This window comes from Bradyrhizobium campsiandrae, assembly GCF_014529705.1.
Classification (GTDB): domain Bacteria; phylum Pseudomonadota; class Alphaproteobacteria; order Rhizobiales; family Xanthobacteraceae; genus Bradyrhizobium; species Bradyrhizobium campsiandrae.
The window spans coordinates 136,123-150,177 of record NZ_JAANIH010000016.1 but is presented as its reverse complement, the minus strand read 5'-3'; the positions used below and the strand labels follow the sequence as shown (position 1 = coordinate 150,177).

Annotated in this window: 16 protein-coding genes; 8 read left to right on the top strand and 8 right to left on the bottom strand. The window is 64.5% G+C overall.

What is annotated here, in order from left to right; translation table 11 throughout:
- The 3 genes from G8O24_RS14755 to G8O24_RS14745 form a co-directional block, all read left to right on the top strand.
- On the top strand, window positions 1–678 hold a 678-nt coding region (locus G8O24_RS14755), incomplete at its 5' end, for an aconitase family protein (protein WP_244645852.1).
- The gene (gene leuD / locus G8O24_RS14750) at window positions 675–1,277 is read left to right on the top strand and encodes a 3-isopropylmalate dehydratase small subunit (RefSeq protein WP_188100378.1); all 603 of its coding nucleotides are present in this window, start codon (window positions 675–677) and stop codon (window positions 1,275–1,277) included. The genes G8O24_RS14755 and leuD, both read left to right, overlap by 4 nt.
- A gap of 46 nt (window positions 1,278–1,323) precedes the next feature.
- On the top strand, window positions 1,324–2,637 hold the full coding sequence (locus tag G8O24_RS14745; protein ID WP_188100377.1) for a 2-hydroxycarboxylate transporter family protein: 1,314 nt from the start codon (window positions 1,324–1,326) through the stop codon (window positions 2,635–2,637).
- A gap of 52 nt (window positions 2,638–2,689) precedes the next feature.
- On the opposite strand, the gene G8O24_RS14740 is transcribed toward G8O24_RS14745, so the two are convergent.
- The 4 genes from G8O24_RS14740 to fabI form a co-directional block, all read right to left on the bottom strand.
- Complete coding sequence (locus G8O24_RS14740; RefSeq protein WP_188100375.1) at window positions 2,690–3,880, bottom strand: adenylate/guanylate cyclase domain-containing protein; 1,191 nt, start codon at window positions 3,878–3,880, stop codon at window positions 2,690–2,692.
- An 80-nt stretch (window positions 3,881–3,960) separates the two neighbouring features.
- Window positions 3,961–5,049: a chorismate synthase gene (aroC, locus tag G8O24_RS14735; protein WP_188100373.1), complete on the bottom strand. Its 1,089-nt coding sequence runs from the start codon at window positions 5,047–5,049 to the stop codon at window positions 3,961–3,963.
- Between the two features lie 84 nt (window positions 5,050–5,133).
- Window positions 5,134–5,733, bottom strand: coding sequence for a histidine phosphatase family protein (locus G8O24_RS14730; RefSeq protein ID WP_188100370.1), 600 nt, complete (start codon window positions 5,731–5,733; stop codon window positions 5,134–5,136).
- A gap of 12 nt (window positions 5,734–5,745) precedes the next feature.
- Window positions 5,746–6,567: an enoyl-ACP reductase FabI gene (gene fabI / locus G8O24_RS14725; protein WP_188100369.1), complete on the bottom strand. Its 822-nt coding sequence runs from the start codon at window positions 6,565–6,567 to the stop codon at window positions 5,746–5,748.
- Between the two features lie 169 nt (window positions 6,568–6,736).
- Between fabI and G8O24_RS14720 the strand changes: the two genes are divergently transcribed.
- On the top strand, window positions 6,737–7,225 hold the full coding sequence (locus tag G8O24_RS14720; RefSeq protein WP_092298229.1) for a sigma-70 family RNA polymerase sigma factor: 489 nt from the start codon (window positions 6,737–6,739) through the stop codon (window positions 7,223–7,225).
- Between the two features lie 111 nt (window positions 7,226–7,336).
- A complete protein-coding gene (locus G8O24_RS14715) occupies window positions 7,337–8,107 on the top strand; it encodes an anti-sigma factor family protein (RefSeq protein WP_188100367.1) in 771 nt (256 codons plus the stop codon).
- A 322-nt stretch (window positions 8,108–8,429) separates the two neighbouring features.
- On the opposite strand, the gene G8O24_RS14710 is transcribed toward G8O24_RS14715, so the two are convergent.
- Both G8O24_RS14710 and G8O24_RS14705 read right to left on the bottom strand, forming a co-directional pair.
- On the bottom strand, window positions 8,430–9,392 hold the full coding sequence (locus tag G8O24_RS14710) for a DnaJ C-terminal domain-containing protein (protein WP_188100365.1): 963 nt from the start codon (window positions 9,390–9,392) through the stop codon (window positions 8,430–8,432).
- A 108-nt stretch (window positions 9,393–9,500) separates the two neighbouring features.
- Complete coding sequence (locus G8O24_RS14705; protein WP_188100363.1) at window positions 9,501–9,908, bottom strand: RT0821/Lpp0805 family surface protein; 408 nt, start codon at window positions 9,906–9,908, stop codon at window positions 9,501–9,503.
- A 113-nt stretch (window positions 9,909–10,021) separates the two neighbouring features.
- Between G8O24_RS14705 and pdxH the strand changes: the two genes are divergently transcribed.
- Genes pdxH through G8O24_RS14690 form a run of 3 tightly spaced genes read left to right on the top strand, consistent with a single transcriptional unit; the run spans window position 10,022 to window position 12,240 of the window.
- Entirely contained in the window at window positions 10,022–10,663 is a 642-nt protein-coding gene (gene pdxH / locus G8O24_RS14700; RefSeq protein WP_008141501.1) for a pyridoxamine 5'-phosphate oxidase, read from the top strand.
- A gap of 28 nt (window positions 10,664–10,691) precedes the next feature.
- The gene (locus G8O24_RS14695) at window positions 10,692–11,444 is read left to right on the top strand and encodes an SDR family NAD(P)-dependent oxidoreductase (RefSeq protein ID WP_188100361.1); all 753 of its coding nucleotides are present in this window, start codon (window positions 10,692–10,694) and stop codon (window positions 11,442–11,444) included.
- A 25-nt stretch (window positions 11,445–11,469) separates the two neighbouring features.
- Complete coding sequence (locus G8O24_RS14690) at window positions 11,470–12,240, top strand: class I SAM-dependent methyltransferase (protein WP_188100360.1); 771 nt, start codon at window positions 11,470–11,472, stop codon at window positions 12,238–12,240.
- A gap of 82 nt (window positions 12,241–12,322) precedes the next feature.
- On the opposite strand, the gene G8O24_RS14685 is transcribed toward G8O24_RS14690, so the two are convergent.
- On the bottom strand, window positions 12,323–12,556 hold the full coding sequence (locus G8O24_RS14685) for a hypothetical protein (RefSeq protein WP_188100358.1): 234 nt from the start codon (window positions 12,554–12,556) through the stop codon (window positions 12,323–12,325).
- Between the two features lie 208 nt (window positions 12,557–12,764).
- The gene (locus G8O24_RS14680) at window positions 12,765–13,742 is read right to left on the bottom strand and encodes a magnesium transporter CorA family protein (RefSeq protein ID WP_188100356.1); all 978 of its coding nucleotides are present in this window, start codon (window positions 13,740–13,742) and stop codon (window positions 12,765–12,767) included.
- Window positions 13,743–14,055: the final 313 nt, after the last annotated feature.

The window sequence follows — 14,055 nt, the reverse complement described above, 5'->3', positions numbered from 1 at the left end:
CCGCGCGCGCCGAAGGGCGAGATGTGGGATCGCGCCGCCGAGGCCTGGCTGCAACTCGGCTCCGATTCCGATGCCCGCTTCGACCGGGAGATGACGATCGATGCCGGCGACGTGGCCCCTGTGGTGAGCTGGGGAACGAGCCCGGACCAGGCGATTGCCGTGACTGATTGCGTCCCCGATCCCGACGGTAATGCGGCCACCGACCGCAAAGCCGCCGCTACGCGTGCCCTCGCCTATATGGGCCTCACGCCGGGAATGCCGATCCAGTCGGTGCCGATCGATTTCGCCTTCATCGGCTCGTGCACCAATTCGCGCATCGAAGATCTTCGCGATGCCGCCCGAATCTTCCAAGGCCGCCACGTCGCATCGGGCGTTCGCGCCATTGTCGTTCCCGGATCGACGCAGGTCCGCGCACAGGCCGAGGCGGAGGGCATCGCGCAGATCCTGATCGACGCGGGCGTGGAGTGGCGGCAGTCGGGCTGCTCGATGTGCCTTGCGATGAACGATGACATTCTTGCGCCCGGTCAGCGCTCGGCCTCCTCGACCAATCGCAATTTCGAGGGCCGCCAGGGGCCCGGCGCTCGTACGCATCTGATGAGCCCGGCGATGGTCGCGGCCGCCGCGGTCACCGGCCGCATCACTGATGTGCGCGACCTGATCGGAGGAGACCTGCCGTGACGCCATTCCATCGTGTCACCGGCGCCGCTGCGCCAATGATGACGCCGAATATCGATACCGACGTGATCATGCCGAAGATGTTCCTGAAGGGCGTCGACCGCAGCGGCCTCGGCGAAGGCGCCTTCAACCTGCTCCGCTTTGTCAAGGGCAAGCCCAATCCCGACTTCGTGCTGAACAGAGATGGCTATCGCGACGCCTGCTTTCTCGTCGTCGGGCCGAATTTCGGCTGCGGGTCGAGCCGCGAACATGCCGTCTGGGGCCTGCAGCAGCTCGGCATCCGTGCCCTGATCGGCACGACATTCGCGGGGATCTTTGGCGACAATTGCGCCAATAACGGCCTGCTGACGATCAGCCTCGATGCCGCCACCGTCGGCACGCTCGCCGACGTCGTCGCGGACCCGGCAAGCAACCGCCTCACCATCGAGCTCGAAGCGCAGACCATCCGCATCGAAGGCGGCGGCACCATCGCCTTCGCGATCGAGCCGGCCCGGAAAGAGGCATTCCTCACCGGGCGCGATGCCATCAGCTCGACGCTCGTCTTTGCCGATGACATCCGCGCCTTCGAGGCGCGCCACCGGGCGGAGAATCCCTGGTTCTGAGCACGCACACCCAAGCAAAAACGCGAAACGACAAAGGGAGGCTTTCTTGACCGACACCACCATGAAGCTGGCGGAGACGGCGCCCCCGTCCACGCTTGCCGCGCTGAAAATCGGCCCGCTGCCCATCACCGTCTATGTTCCCGCAGCACTCGTCTGCGCGGCCGCGGTCTATTCCGGCAAGCTGCCGAACGACGTCATCGGCGGCCTCTCGGTGCTGATGCTGCTCGGCTTCCTGCTCGGCAAGCTCGGCCAGACCATCACGCTCCTGAAGCGAATCGGCGGCACCGCGATCATGTGCCTGTTCGTTCCGGCCGCGCTCGTTGCCTACGGCCTGATGCCGGAGGCAGCGCTGAAGGCGATCGCCACGACGTTCCGGACCGCCAATTTCCAGTATTTCTTCATCGCCTGTCTCGTCGCGGGCTCGATCCTCGGCATGCCGCACCGCGTCCTGGTGCAGGGGTTCATCAGAATGTTCGTGCCGCTGCTGGTCGGCACGCTCAGCGCCATCGCCATCGGCATCACGGTCGGGCTGCTGTTCGGTCACGGCCCGAAGGAGACGTTCTTCTTCGTGATCATCCCGATCGTCGGCGGTGGCCTCGCCGAGGGCGTGCTGCCGCTGTCCATTGCCTATTCTGAAATGCTGCATCGGCCGCAAGGAGAGCTGGTCGCGCAGATGGTGCCGGCCGCGCTACTCGGCAACGTCGTCGCCATCGTCGCGGCCGGGCTTCTTGCTCGTCTCGGCGAAAAGCGGCGCGACCTCAACGGCCAGGGCATGCTGGTGAAGACAGGCGACGATGCCATTCTCGGTCCCGCGCGATCGGATCACCCGATCGATCTCGGCCTGCTGGGCGCCGGCATCGTGCTGTCCTGCGTGCTGTTCGTGCTCGGCATGGCGCTCGCGCCCACTACCGGCATTCCCGGCCCGATCCTGATGATCATCGCCGCGGTCGCGCTCAAGCTGACAAAGCTGCTGCCGGCCGAGATGGAGCTCGGCGCCTACCAGATCAACAAGTTCATGTCTGCCAACCTCACCTTCGCCATCCTCGTCGCGATGGGAACGTTGCTCGTCTCATGGCAGCAGCTCGTGGCATCGTTCAATCCTGGCTATATCGCGGTCTGCACCACGACGGTGCTGGCGATGGTCGCCTCCGGTTTCTTCGTCGGGAAATGGCTGAACATGTATCCCGTCGAAGCGGCGATCGTCACCGCCTGTCATTCCGGCCTCGGCGGCACCGGCGACGTCGCCATCCTCGGCGCAGCAGATCGCATGGGCCTGATGGCCTTCGCCCAGATCGCAACCCGCGTCGGCGGCGCCATCATGATCGTGATCGCGACGCTGGCGATGAAGGTCGCATATTGAGGCGCGGTGTTGCGGTGGCAGATGATCGTAGCAAGATCATCGGCCGCCGCGCTCACGCCATCACCACCGGCGTCTCTTCGGCGAGCCCGTAGACACGCTGCGCCTTGGAAAACCCCGCGATCGGAAACTCGCCGAGATTGCGCCAGTCGTGCTGGCAGGCTTTGGCAAAGCCCTCCGACACCACGATGGTCCGCCCCAGGCGTCCCGCGATCTTCTCCAGCCGCGCTGCAAGATTGACGGCGGGGCCGATGCAGGTGAAGTCGAGCCGGTTGCCGCCGCCGATATTGCCGTAGAGGATGTTGCCGACGTGCAGCGCGACGCCGAAGCGGAAGCGCTCGAAGACGTCGCCGACCGGAAAGGCCAGCGCTTCGACGCTCGCGCGGGATTCGCGCGCTGCTTCCAGCACGCGCGAGCAGACATGCGCGGCATCGCCGATATATTCGTCGATCGGGAACACCGCGAGCAGTCCGTCGCCCATGAACTTCAGAACCTCGCCGCCATGGCCGCGGATCGCCGTGACCTGACAGTCGAAATAATGATTGAGGATCTCGACCACGGTCTCCGCCGGCAAACGATCCGAGAGAGCGGTGAAGCCGCGCAGATCCGACAGCCAGATCGCGGCCTGCATGGTGTCATTGTGGCCGCGGCGGATCTGGCCGCCGAGGATGCGCGCACCGGCGCGGTTGCCGACATAGGTGTCGAGCAGCATCTCGGCGGTTCGGCGCAGGCTGATGATCTCGCTGACGCGGGCGAGCGGCGCCATGATCATCCTGATGGAAGCGATGTCGTCGTCGCTGAAGCCGCCGGGTTGGCGTGTGACCCAGCTCGTTGCATGGACCGAACCATCGAGAAACGGCATCGGCACCGCGATATAGTCGGTCACGCCTTCGGCACGCATGTCGTCGAGGAATGGAAACCGCCTGCTGTCAGGGTCGTCCATGCGGCCCCGCACCTCGATCCCTTCCTGGAACACGATGCGAAGCGGGCTCCTGGCGAACTCTGGCGTCTCCAGAATCTCGAAATCGACGGTGCCCATTTCGACCTTCTGGCCCTGCCGCCAGATGAAGTTGCGGCCGAAAATCTCGGGATGCAGCGTGCGGATGAAAATGCCGAAGCGCGACAGCGGCAAACCGGCATCGACCAGCCGCTCGCAGACCGCGGCGATCATGTCGGCCGAAGTTCCCGGGGTCCTCGCCCCGTCGATCAGCCAATTCAAGATAGGCTGGAGCCCGGATCTGTCCATGGCCGCATTTGCGGACGAAGCTGTCGCAACGTCAAGCTGCGCGGTGGGTTAGTACCGCAATATGGACACCGCAGCCTGCGCTAACGCCCCACCTGCCCGCGATCCCGCAAAAAGTGGTCGGCCAGCACGCAAGCCATCATGGCCTCGCCGACGGGAACGGCGCGAATGCCCACGCAGGGGTCGTGGCGGCCCTTGGTGAAGATCTCGGTCTCGGCGCCCTTGCGATCGACGGTGAGGCGCGGCTGTAGGATCGACGAGGTCGGCTTCACCGCAAAGCGCACCACGATGGGCTGCCCGGTGGAGATGCCGCCCAGAATGCCACCCGCATGGTTGGACAGGAAGCGGGTGCCGTCATTGCCGGTGCGCATCTCGTCGGCGTTCTCTTCGCCGGTGAGTTCGGCCGCGCCAAAGCCGGCGCCGATCTCGACGCCCTTCACGGCGTTGATGGTCATCATCGCACCGGCCAGATCGGAATCGAGCTTGGCGTAGATCGGCGCGCCCAACCCCGCAGGCACGCCTTCGGCGACGATCTCGAGCACGGCCCCGATCGAGGAGCCGCTCTTGCGGATGCCGTCGAGATAGGTCTCGAAGAAGGCCGCCTTGTCCTTGTCAGGACAGAAGAACGGGTTCTTGGCGATCTCATCCCAGTCCCATTTCTCGCGGTCGATCTTGTGCGGGCCCATCTGCACCAGCGCGCCTCGCACCTTCACGTCGGGCAGTACCTTTCGCGCAATCGCACCGGCGGCAACCCGCATCGCGGTCTCGCGCGCCGAGGAGCGGCCCCCGCCGCGATAGTCGCGCAGGCCGTACTTCGCCTCATAGGTGAAGTCGGCATGTCCAGGGCGAAACTTGTCCTTGATCTCCGAATAGTCCTTCGAGCGCTGGTCGGTGTTCTCGATCAAGAGCCCGATCGGCGTGCCCGTCGTCACCTGCACGCCGGTCTCGGGGTGCGCCATCACGCCCGACAGGATCTTCACCTGGTCCGGCTCCTGGCGCTGCGTGGTGAAGCGCGACTGGCCGGGCCGGCGGCGATCGAGGTCCCGCTGGATGTCCGCCTCGGTAAGCGGGATCATTGGCGGGCAGCCATCGACCACGCAGCCGATCGCCACGCCATGGCTCTCGCCAAAGGTGGTGACACGGAACATATGGCCGAAGGTGTTGAAGGACATTGCTGCTCGCTGGCTTGGTTCCGGCGTGTGGTAACGCGCGGGTGGCCGGGGGTCAAACCCGGTGAACAGGCCGGCCGCGGGAGCTTAACTATACTTGTCCAGCCGGCTGTCGCGAAATACGTAGACGGCGCCCTGCTCGATATAGAGCTCGGCGGCGCTGGCCGGCGTCTCCAGACCGAGCGACACCATCAGGGCCCGGCAGGTCCCGCCATGGGCGACCGCAACCGTGTCGGTCCGGAGTTCGTCATACCAGGCACGGACGCGAACCTGCACATCGGCATAGGTCTCGGCGCCCGCAGGCCCCACCGTCCATTTGTCGGCGAGGCGCCTGGCGTAGATCTCGGGATCTCTCGCCTCGCTCTCCGCCAGCGTCAGCCCTTCCCAGACGCCGTAGCCAATCTCGCGCAGGCGATCGTCCAGCGCATAGTCCATCACAGGCAATCCGAGCTGGCCGCGCGCGAGTTCCATGGTCTGGCGGGCACGGCCGAGCGGGCTCGACACATAGGGCAGATCAGCCTTGTCGCGGCCCTCGCGCTTGAGGAGATCGGCCAGAATGAGACCTGCCTGCACGGCCTGGCCGCGGCCGCGCGCGTTCAGCGGAATGTCCCTGGTGCCCTGAAGCCTGCCGAGCGCATTCCACTCGGTCTCGCCGTGGCGAAGATAATAGATCGTGGGCGCGGGCATTGCTGATGGCGATCAGTCCTTCGGCGCAGCACCGGATGTCTCGGGCCGCCCCATCCCCAGCACGTTGTAACCGGAATCGACGTGATGGATTTCGCCGGTGACGCCGCGCGACATGTCCGAGAGGAAATAGACCGCGCTGTCGCCGACCTCCTCGATCGTGACGTTGCGCCGCAGCGGTGCGTTGATCTCGTTGTATTTCAGCAGCAGGCGGGAATCCGAGATGCCGGCGAAGGCAAGCGTCTTGATCGGGCCTGCAGAAATCGCATTGACGCGGATCGCCTTCTCGCCGAGGTCGGCGGCGAGATAGCGTACACTGGCTTCGAGTGCGGCCTTCGCCACGCCCATCACGTTGTAACGCGGCATCCACTTCTCGGCGCCGTAATAGCTGAGCGTGAGGATCGAGCCGCCATCGGTCATCAGCTTCTCGGCGCGCTGCGCGAGCGCGGTGAGCGAATAGCAGGAGATCAGCATCGATTTGGAGAAGTTTTCCGCCGTCGTGTCGACATAGCGGCCGTCGAGCTGCTCGCCATAGGCGATCGCGTGCACGACGAAATCGATCTTGCCCCACTTTTCCTTGAGGGCGTCGAAGGCCGCATCGATCGTCGCGGCGTCGGTGACGTCGCAATGGCCGAGCACGAGCGCACCGACTTCGGCAGCCAGCGGCTCGACGCGCTTCTTCAACGCATCGCCCTGGTAGGTGAAGGCGAGCTCGGCGCCGGCCGCCTGGCATGCCTTGGCGATGCCCCAGGCGATCGAGCGGTTGTTGGCAACGCCGAGGATGACCCCGCGCTTGCCTTGCATCAGCCCTTGCATCAGTCCTGAACCCTGCGCCATTTGCCAACGTCCTGTCGCTCTCGTTAAGGTCTGGAGGTACACCAGCCCTCCCCTGTGGTACAGTCCTAATACGCGGCGTTAACGCTGTTTCCCGCGCCGGAATAGCCGTTCCATTCGGGTGTTATGATCGCTATGGGCGCTCGCCCCTGATGAAGGACGTCAAGACGGCATGAGTGCGTTTCGCCAGAGCGTGGAAGCCATGATCCCGGCGTTGCGCCGCTACGCCCGCGCGCTGACGCGCGATGCGGATGCGGCCGACGATCTGGTGCAGGACACGCTGGTGCGGGCGCTGCGTTCGGAGCGATTGTTTCTCGGAGGCGACGTCAGGAGCTGGCTCTACACGATCCTGACCAACCTCAACAAGAACCGGCGGCGCTCGCTGGCGAGGCGGCCACAATTCATGCAGCTCACGGAGAACAATCCGGATGCCAGCGGGACGGAGGCCGAGGGACGCGATATCGAGAAGGCGCTCTCGACGCTGGTCGAGGAACAGCGCTCCGTGCTGCTGCTCGTGATGCTGGAGGGCATGAGCTACCGCGAGGTCGCCGACATCCAGGGCGTGCCGATCGGCACCGTGATGTCGCGCCTGGCGCGGGCGCGAGCCCACGTCAAAGCCTCGCTGGAGGGTGAACGCCCGGCACTCAGGCGGGTGAAATGAAATGATGGCAGGATCAATGCATCGCGCAGACCGCGTCCCCTGCACGGAGAGAGAAGCAGCGCAGTTGGACCGCGTCGGATATTTTGGGCCGCAGAGCCAGAGACGACCGATATGAACGAACGCAATATTCCCGTGACCGAAGACGAATTGCACGCCTTTGTCGATGGCGAGCTGCCGGCCGAGCGCCGCGCCGATGTCGAGGCCTGGCTGGCCGCGCACCCCGAGGATGCCGAGCGGGTGCAATCCTGGCGGACCATGGCCGAGCTGCTGCACGCCCGCTACGATGGCGTCGCCCAGGAGCCGGTGCCGGCCCGCCTGGAGCTCGAACGGCTGGAGCGCCGCCCGCGGCAATGGCTCTATGGTGCGGTGGCGGCAACGCTGGCCGCCTTCGTCGCCGGCGGCACGGCCGGCTGGGTCGCGCATGGGGCCGCCAATGCGCCCTCGACCTTCCAAAACTTTACGGCGGACGCGCCCGACGCCCACCGCCTCTATGTCGTCGAGGTCCGCCATCCGGTCGAGGTCGGCGGCAACGAGCGCGACCACCTCCAGGCCTGGCTGACCCGGCGCTGCGGCTGGACCGTGTTCGCCCCCAATCTGGAGGCGAGCGGGCTGAAGCTCGTCGGCGGCCGGCTGCTGCCGGGACCAAATGGTCCGGCCTCCTTCCTGATGTATGAGGGCGCCTCGGGCGAGCGCTACACGATCTACACCGCCAAGACCGAGAATGGTGCGACGCAGATGCGTTACGCCAAGACGGACAAGGATGGGGCGCTGTTCTGGGCCGAGCGCGGCGTCGGCTACGTCGTCAGCGGCGGCGGCGACCGTGACCGGCTCACCAAGGTGGCGCAAGCCGTGTACGACCAGGCCGAGAAAAACGGCGGCTAGGCAACCGCACCAAAGCTGTGCCTCGATTCCGTCATTGAAAATTTGGAATCAAGACATGTGTGCGTCTCATTATCGCACCGGGTGCTCACGCGAATATGAGCGGCGTTCGATCCGCCGATCGACGCGGGCGGCCTCGATTGGGGTTTTTGGTACCGCGCTGGTCCCCCTCTCGAGGCCGCACCTTTTTATCGGCTGTCCCGCCGGACAGTCGACACGCCTCAAACGTCAGCGTCAAAGCGCGATCCGCGCTTCAGGCGTATGTTGAGCATCATCCTGTCGGGAAGAGAATGCTCCGATCGTCGAGGTGAACTCGGATAGCGCCCTAGCCGAGCCCGCTTCGCGGATTATAGGGATGTTGGTCCCGCCACTTCTCCATCAATGCTTCGAGCTCGGCGTCGTTCCCGTCGGGTAGCATGATCCTGATGGTGACGAAGAGATCGCCGGTTCCACCCGACTTCGGCAAGCCCTTGCCTTTGAGCCGGAAGGTCCGGCCGCTCGAGGTGTTTTTCGGGACCGACAGTTCTACCGCGTTGCCGAGGGTGGGCACGCGGACCTTGCCGCCGAGCACCGCCTCGTACAGCGTGACCGGCAGGTCGATCCTGAGGTCCGCACCCTCGACCTTGAAGAAGGCATGCGGCGCGATGCTGATGGTGATCAGGAGATCGCCGGGCGGATGGCCCTGGGCGGTTTCACCTTGTCCCCTCAGACGGATCTGCTGGCCTTCGACCACGCCGGCCGGAATCTTGACGTTGAGTTCCTTGCCGTTCGGCAACCGGACGCGCTTCTCGCCACCCTTGACCGATTCTTCCAGCGAGACGGACATGGCGACGTTGACGTCAAGATCGAGGCCGATGCCGCCGGTATCGAATTCGAACTGGGCACCGCCGCCGGCGCCGGGCCGCGCACCGCGCATTCCACCGCCGAACATGCTGTTGAGGATGTCCTCGAACGCACCCGCGCCTTGGCCGGGGCCTCCGCCGCTGCGGAAGCTGTAGCTCTCGAAGCCGCCGGGCCCGGCGCGACCGCGCGGACCGCCGCCGCCGGGAAAGCCCTGGAAGCGCGGCTTGCCCTCGGCGTCGATCTCGCCGCGATCGAACTGCTTGCGCTTGTCCTCGTCGCCGATGATCTCGTTGGCCGAATTGATCTCGGAGAAGCGCTCCGCAGCCTTGGGATCACCCTTGTTGCTATCAGGATGATGCTTCTTGGCCAGCTTGCGATAGGCGCTCTTGATCGCGGCAGCGGTAGCGCTCCGCGGCACCCCCAAGACCTCATAGGGGTCGCGCATCCGTCACGTCTCCTTCAAGAATCCAATTGTTCAAAGGGCTCCCCGCCCCACCTGCGGCTCATGTGGGGCTGGAGTGGCATTTTTGCAACTAGGTGGGCGCTCCGAATCCTAGCTCCGCCACGGCTTTAGCGTATGAATCTCCCAACGGCCACGGCTGCTTTGGCATCCGGCGCCCTGGAGCCAGCTTTCGGTGGCGCCGTTGACATAACTCGCCAGGAAGTCGCGGCACTTGCGGCCATCCTCGGCGGCATAGGATTGCGCGATCGGCGTCACCGAGCCGCGGGCGCCGGTCTCCGGATTTTCCCAGTGCTGGCTGGCGTCCTTGTCGCCCATGCTCAGCACGTCGGAGGCGGCATTGCGGGCGAAGGCGAGATCGGTCTCGGTCGGGCGGGTATCCTTCGCCGGCCGCGCGATCGAGCCGGTGAGATCGTTGTCGTCGGCCTTGGCGTAGGCGCCGGTGTCGGTACGGGACAGGCTGCAACCGCCGGCACCAAGCCCGATCAGAATCATCGTCATGGCGAAGCTTGACGGCCGCATCGCCGATAGGCCAACGCGTCTCCATGCCCTATATAGGACGAGAGCAGACGACAGCGCGCTTTGAGCCGCGGGACGCAATTCGGACTCCAGACATGACCGACACGACCTCGATGAAACACCAGACACCCTTAACATCCGGTGATTTCACCGCCGCCGACGAGCCCTTTGCGCTGTTCGAGGCCTGGTTGAACGAGGCGATCAAGAGCGAGCCGAATGATCCCAATGCCATGGCGCTCGCAACCGTCGATCCGGACGGCCTGCCCGACGTGCGCATGGTGCTGATGAAAGGCTTCGATACCGAGGGTTTCGTCTTCTACAGCCACATCGCCAGCCAGAAAGGCCGCGAACTGGCCGCAAATCCTAAGGCCGCCTTACTTTTTCACTGGAAGTCGCTGCGCCGCCAGGTCCGCATCCGCGGCAATGTGACGCCGGTGACTGATGCCGAGGCCGACGCCTATTTCGCGACCCGGCCGAAGCAGGCGCAGATCGGCGCCTGGGCCAGCAAACAGTCGCAAGAGCTCGAGAGCCGCTTCGCCTTCGAGCAGGCCATTGCCAAGGTCGCGGCCAAACACGTCATCGGCGAGGTGCCGCGGCCGCCGGGCTGGAGCGGCTGGCGCATCACACCGTCGCGGATCGAGTTCTGGCACGACCGCCCATTCCGCCTGCACGACCGCATCGAATTTCGCCGTGACGCGGCCGGCCAGCCGTGGTCCAAGACGCGGATGTATCCCTGAAGCTTTTGGGCCGACCTGAAAGATGTCCATGCCGCATTCGTCCAATGCGCCGCGCCGCACGCTGCTCTTGACCGGAGCGAGCCGCGGCATCGGCCACGCCACCGTGATCCGCTTCTCGTCCGCGGGCTGGCGTGTCATCACCTGTTCGCGGCACGCCTTCCCGGAGGATTGCCCATGGGACGCTGGCCCTGAGGATCACATCCAGGTTGACCTCGGCGATCCCCAGGATACCACGCGCGCGATCTCCGAGATCCGCAACCGCCTCGAAGGCGGCATGCTGCACGCGCTGGTCAACAACGCGGCGATCTCGCCCAAGGGCCCGGGCGGCTCCCGTCTCGGTTCGGTCGACACCGACCTCGAAACCTGGACGCACGTCTTTCACGTCAATTTCTTCGCGCCGATCATGATCGCGCGTGGCCTGATCGAAGAATTGAAGGCAGCCAAGGGTTCGGTCGTGAACGTCACCTCGATCGCGGGCTCGCGCGTGCATCCATTCGCGGGCGCAGCGTACGCGACGTCGAAAGCAGCGCTTGCCGCACTGACGCGCGAGATGGCCTCGGACTTCGGTCGCGTCGGCGTGCGCGTCAACGCGATCGCGCCCGGCGAGATCGACACCTCGATCCTGTCGCCGGGCACCGAGAAGATCGTCGAACAGCAGATCCCGATGCATCGGCTCGGCACGCCGGACGAAGTCGCCAAGATCATCTACGTGCTGTGCACAGACACCAGCTCTTACGTCAACGGCGCCGAGATCCACATCAACGGCGGCCAGCACGTCTAGGCCAAGCAACGTATCAGGGTAACGCATGGGGCGGTTCGCGAGCACGGCGTCGACCTACGAGCATTTGCGACCGCCCTATCCGCGCGCGTTCTTTCACAGCGTCGCGCAGAAGCTCGACCTCTCCGAACGATGCGCCCTAATCGACCTGGGAACCGGCCCCGGACTGCTGGCGCTCGGTTTTGCCCCTCATGTCGGCCGCATTGTCGGCGTCGATCCCGAGCCTGCAATGATCGAAACGGCCCGACGGGCGGCTGCGCGCGCGGGCCAGGCGCTCACGCTGATCGAAGGCAAGGCCGAGACGCTTGCCTCCGACATCGGCACGTTCGATATCGTGACGATCGGCCGCGCATTGCATTGGATGGATCGCGATGCGACGCTTGCGCGGCTCGACCAGCTTGTCACGCCCGGCGGCGCCATTTTGATCTGCGCCTCGTTCTCGGTCACCGACGGCCGTAACCCCTGGCTCGAGGGCTACAACGAGATTCGCCGCCGCTGGTCGCCCGCAAAGCTGTGGGAAGAGGCCGGCAAGGGCACGCGCACCCATCGCGATCTCCCCGCGTTCTTCCGCGGCAGCGCCTTTGCGCCGACCGATCTCATCGCGGTCGAGACCGGCCACATGGTCAGCCTGCAAGATCTGGCGCAGCGCACCCTCACCTATTCGTCCTCTTCTCCGGAAGCGTTGGGCGACAATGTCGAGGCGATGCTGCGTGACGTCGAGGCCCATCTGGCTTCGTTCAGCCATGACGGCATGATTGCCGAGACCATCGTCTCGACGGCAGAGATCGTGAAGCGCTAGGGGACTTGACGCGAAAGGCGGGAAGCAAGGCGATCCAGACAACGCCGCCGCAAGACTGGATCGCCCGCCTTCCTTCCGCTCCTCAATCCAGACGAATTCGGCGCGACCGGTCGCGCAGCCTCGACGTTGCGGCATTTGGAGCCGCGGCGGTGAAGGCAGTCGAGCAATCGTCATCGTTCTCGCCGTCGAGCAGCGGAGCACCACAGTGCCGGCACATGCGCGCCGACAACGACGGCGCCTTGCCGCTCGCCACGCTCTGACGATAGCTCGTCAGGTCGATGACGTTGCGGGGCGTCGTTATGTGTTTTTCAACCATGGTTGTTCCTCGCGGCTAACCCGCTGCTTATCGCAGACAAGTTTCGCGCAAACGTTCAGTCCACCGCTCAAATTTTACCGGAGGAATTGGGGCACGGCACACACATCACAGCGCGGCCGCAATGACGATCTATTCTGCGACACCATCAGCCTTGTCTCTACGACCGGCGTAAGGTCTCGGTCACTATTTTCGAAAAGCGCGAGGCCTCTCACAGCCACTTCTTCCACTTGAAAATCCAGTACGGGACGACAGCGGCGATCACCATCAGCACCAGTGCGAACGGATAGCCGTGCGCCCATTCGAGTTCCGGCATCGACTTGAAGTTCATGCCGTAGATCGAAGCGATCAGCGTCGGCGGCATCAGGACAACGGCCATGACCGAAAACAGCTTGATGATGTTGTTCTGCTCGAGATTGACCACGCCGAGCATGGCGTCGAGCACGAAGGTGATCTTGCTGGAGAGATAGGAGGCGTGGTCGGTCAGCGAGGCGACGTCACGCTGCATGGTCTTGAGCTGCTCGCGCATGTCCTTGGACCATTTTACGCCTTCCACCACCGCAGAGAGGAAGGTGACCACACGACCGATCGACACCAGGCTCTCGCGAACCTTCGAGGTCAAATCGCCCTTGCGGCCGATCGAGATCAGGATCTGCGAATATTGCTTGGCGTGACCGTGGCGCTCGCTCTCGGGCTCGAAGATGTCATGTGAGACCTGGTCGATCTCCATGCCGCAGCGCTCCAGAATGTCGGCACAACGGTCGATCACGGCGTCCAGCAGTTCCATCAGCACCATCTCGCCGGTAATGGCGGGGGCGCAGGACCGGGCCAGCTTGGCCTCGACCAGGGCGAACGGCTTGGGCTGGTCATAGCGGACCGTTACCAGACGGTGGTCGCCGAGGATGAAGGTCACGGCGGTGGTCCGGGGCATGTCGGTATCGGAGTGGCACATCAGCGTCGCAGTCATGTAGCGCGCGCCGTTCTCGATATAGAGGCGGCTGGATATCTCGATCTCCTGCATGTCCTCCCGGGTCGGGATCGCGATCCCCAGCAGCCGTTCCACGGCCTTGTCCTCTGCCGCGGTCGGATTGACCAGATCAACCCACACCGCGTGGTCCGGCACCGCCCCGAGATCGTCGACAATGGCCTTCTTCAGGGAGGAGTCGGACGGAACGAACACAGAAAACATGAACAACTCCAGGAGGGGCCTGCGGCAGAATGACAGCCCTTAGCGCGATTCTGACAAGTTCATGATGACAAGCACATTAACGGAGCGTTTGCATTTGTGGCGGTAGCGCGGCTTAACTGTGGCACGGAATCGACAGCTGTGCTTTTCACGTCAAAAAACCATCTCAGGGCTGCAAAACTTGCGGCAAAAAAGCCACAGGTTGGGTCTCGCAGCGCGGGAAAAGCCCCTAGACGCTGGAATTGTGGCGGATTTCAACGATAATGAAGTCAACGGAGTCGAAGGACTTGGGCACCGAGCTCAAGACCTGCGCGGT

Excerpts from the sequence above, each read along its gene's own strand:
- G8O24_RS14740 (WP_188100375.1), bottom strand. The coding sequence starts at position 3,880 with ATGGACAGATCCGGGCTCCAGCCTATCTTGAATTGGCTGATCGACGGG.
- aroC (WP_188100373.1), bottom strand. The coding sequence starts at position 5,049 with ATGTCCTTCAACACCTTCGGCCATATGTTCCGTGTCACCACCTTTGGC.
- G8O24_RS14730 (WP_188100370.1), bottom strand. The coding sequence starts at position 5,733 with ATGCCCGCGCCCACGATCTATTATCTTCGCCACGGCGAGACCGAGTGG.
- fabI (WP_188100369.1), bottom strand. The coding sequence starts at position 6,567 with ATGGCGCAGGGTTCAGGACTGATGCAAGGGCTGATGCAAGGCAAGCGC.
- G8O24_RS14720 (WP_092298229.1), top strand. The coding sequence starts at position 6,737 with ATGAGTGCGTTTCGCCAGAGCGTGGAAGCCATGATCCCGGCGTTGCGC.
- G8O24_RS14715 (WP_188100367.1), top strand. The coding sequence starts at position 7,337 with ATGAACGAACGCAATATTCCCGTGACCGAAGACGAATTGCACGCCTTT.
- G8O24_RS14710 (WP_188100365.1), bottom strand. The coding sequence starts at position 9,392 with ATGCGCGACCCCTATGAGGTCTTGGGGGTGCCGCGGAGCGCTACCGCT.
- G8O24_RS14705 (WP_188100363.1), bottom strand. The coding sequence starts at position 9,908 with ATGACGATGATTCTGATCGGGCTTGGTGCCGGCGGTTGCAGCCTGTCC.
- pdxH (WP_008141501.1), top strand. The coding sequence starts at position 10,022 with ATGACCGACACGACCTCGATGAAACACCAGACACCCTTAACATCCGGT.
- G8O24_RS14695 (WP_188100361.1), top strand. The coding sequence starts at position 10,692 with ATGCCGCATTCGTCCAATGCGCCGCGCCGCACGCTGCTCTTGACCGGA.
- G8O24_RS14690 (WP_188100360.1), top strand. The coding sequence starts at position 11,470 with ATGGGGCGGTTCGCGAGCACGGCGTCGACCTACGAGCATTTGCGACCG.
- G8O24_RS14685 (WP_188100358.1), bottom strand. The coding sequence starts at position 12,556 with ATGGTTGAAAAACACATAACGACGCCCCGCAACGTCATCGACCTGACG.
- G8O24_RS14680 (WP_188100356.1), bottom strand. The coding sequence starts at position 13,742 with ATGTTTTCTGTGTTCGTTCCGTCCGACTCCTCCCTGAAGAAGGCCATT.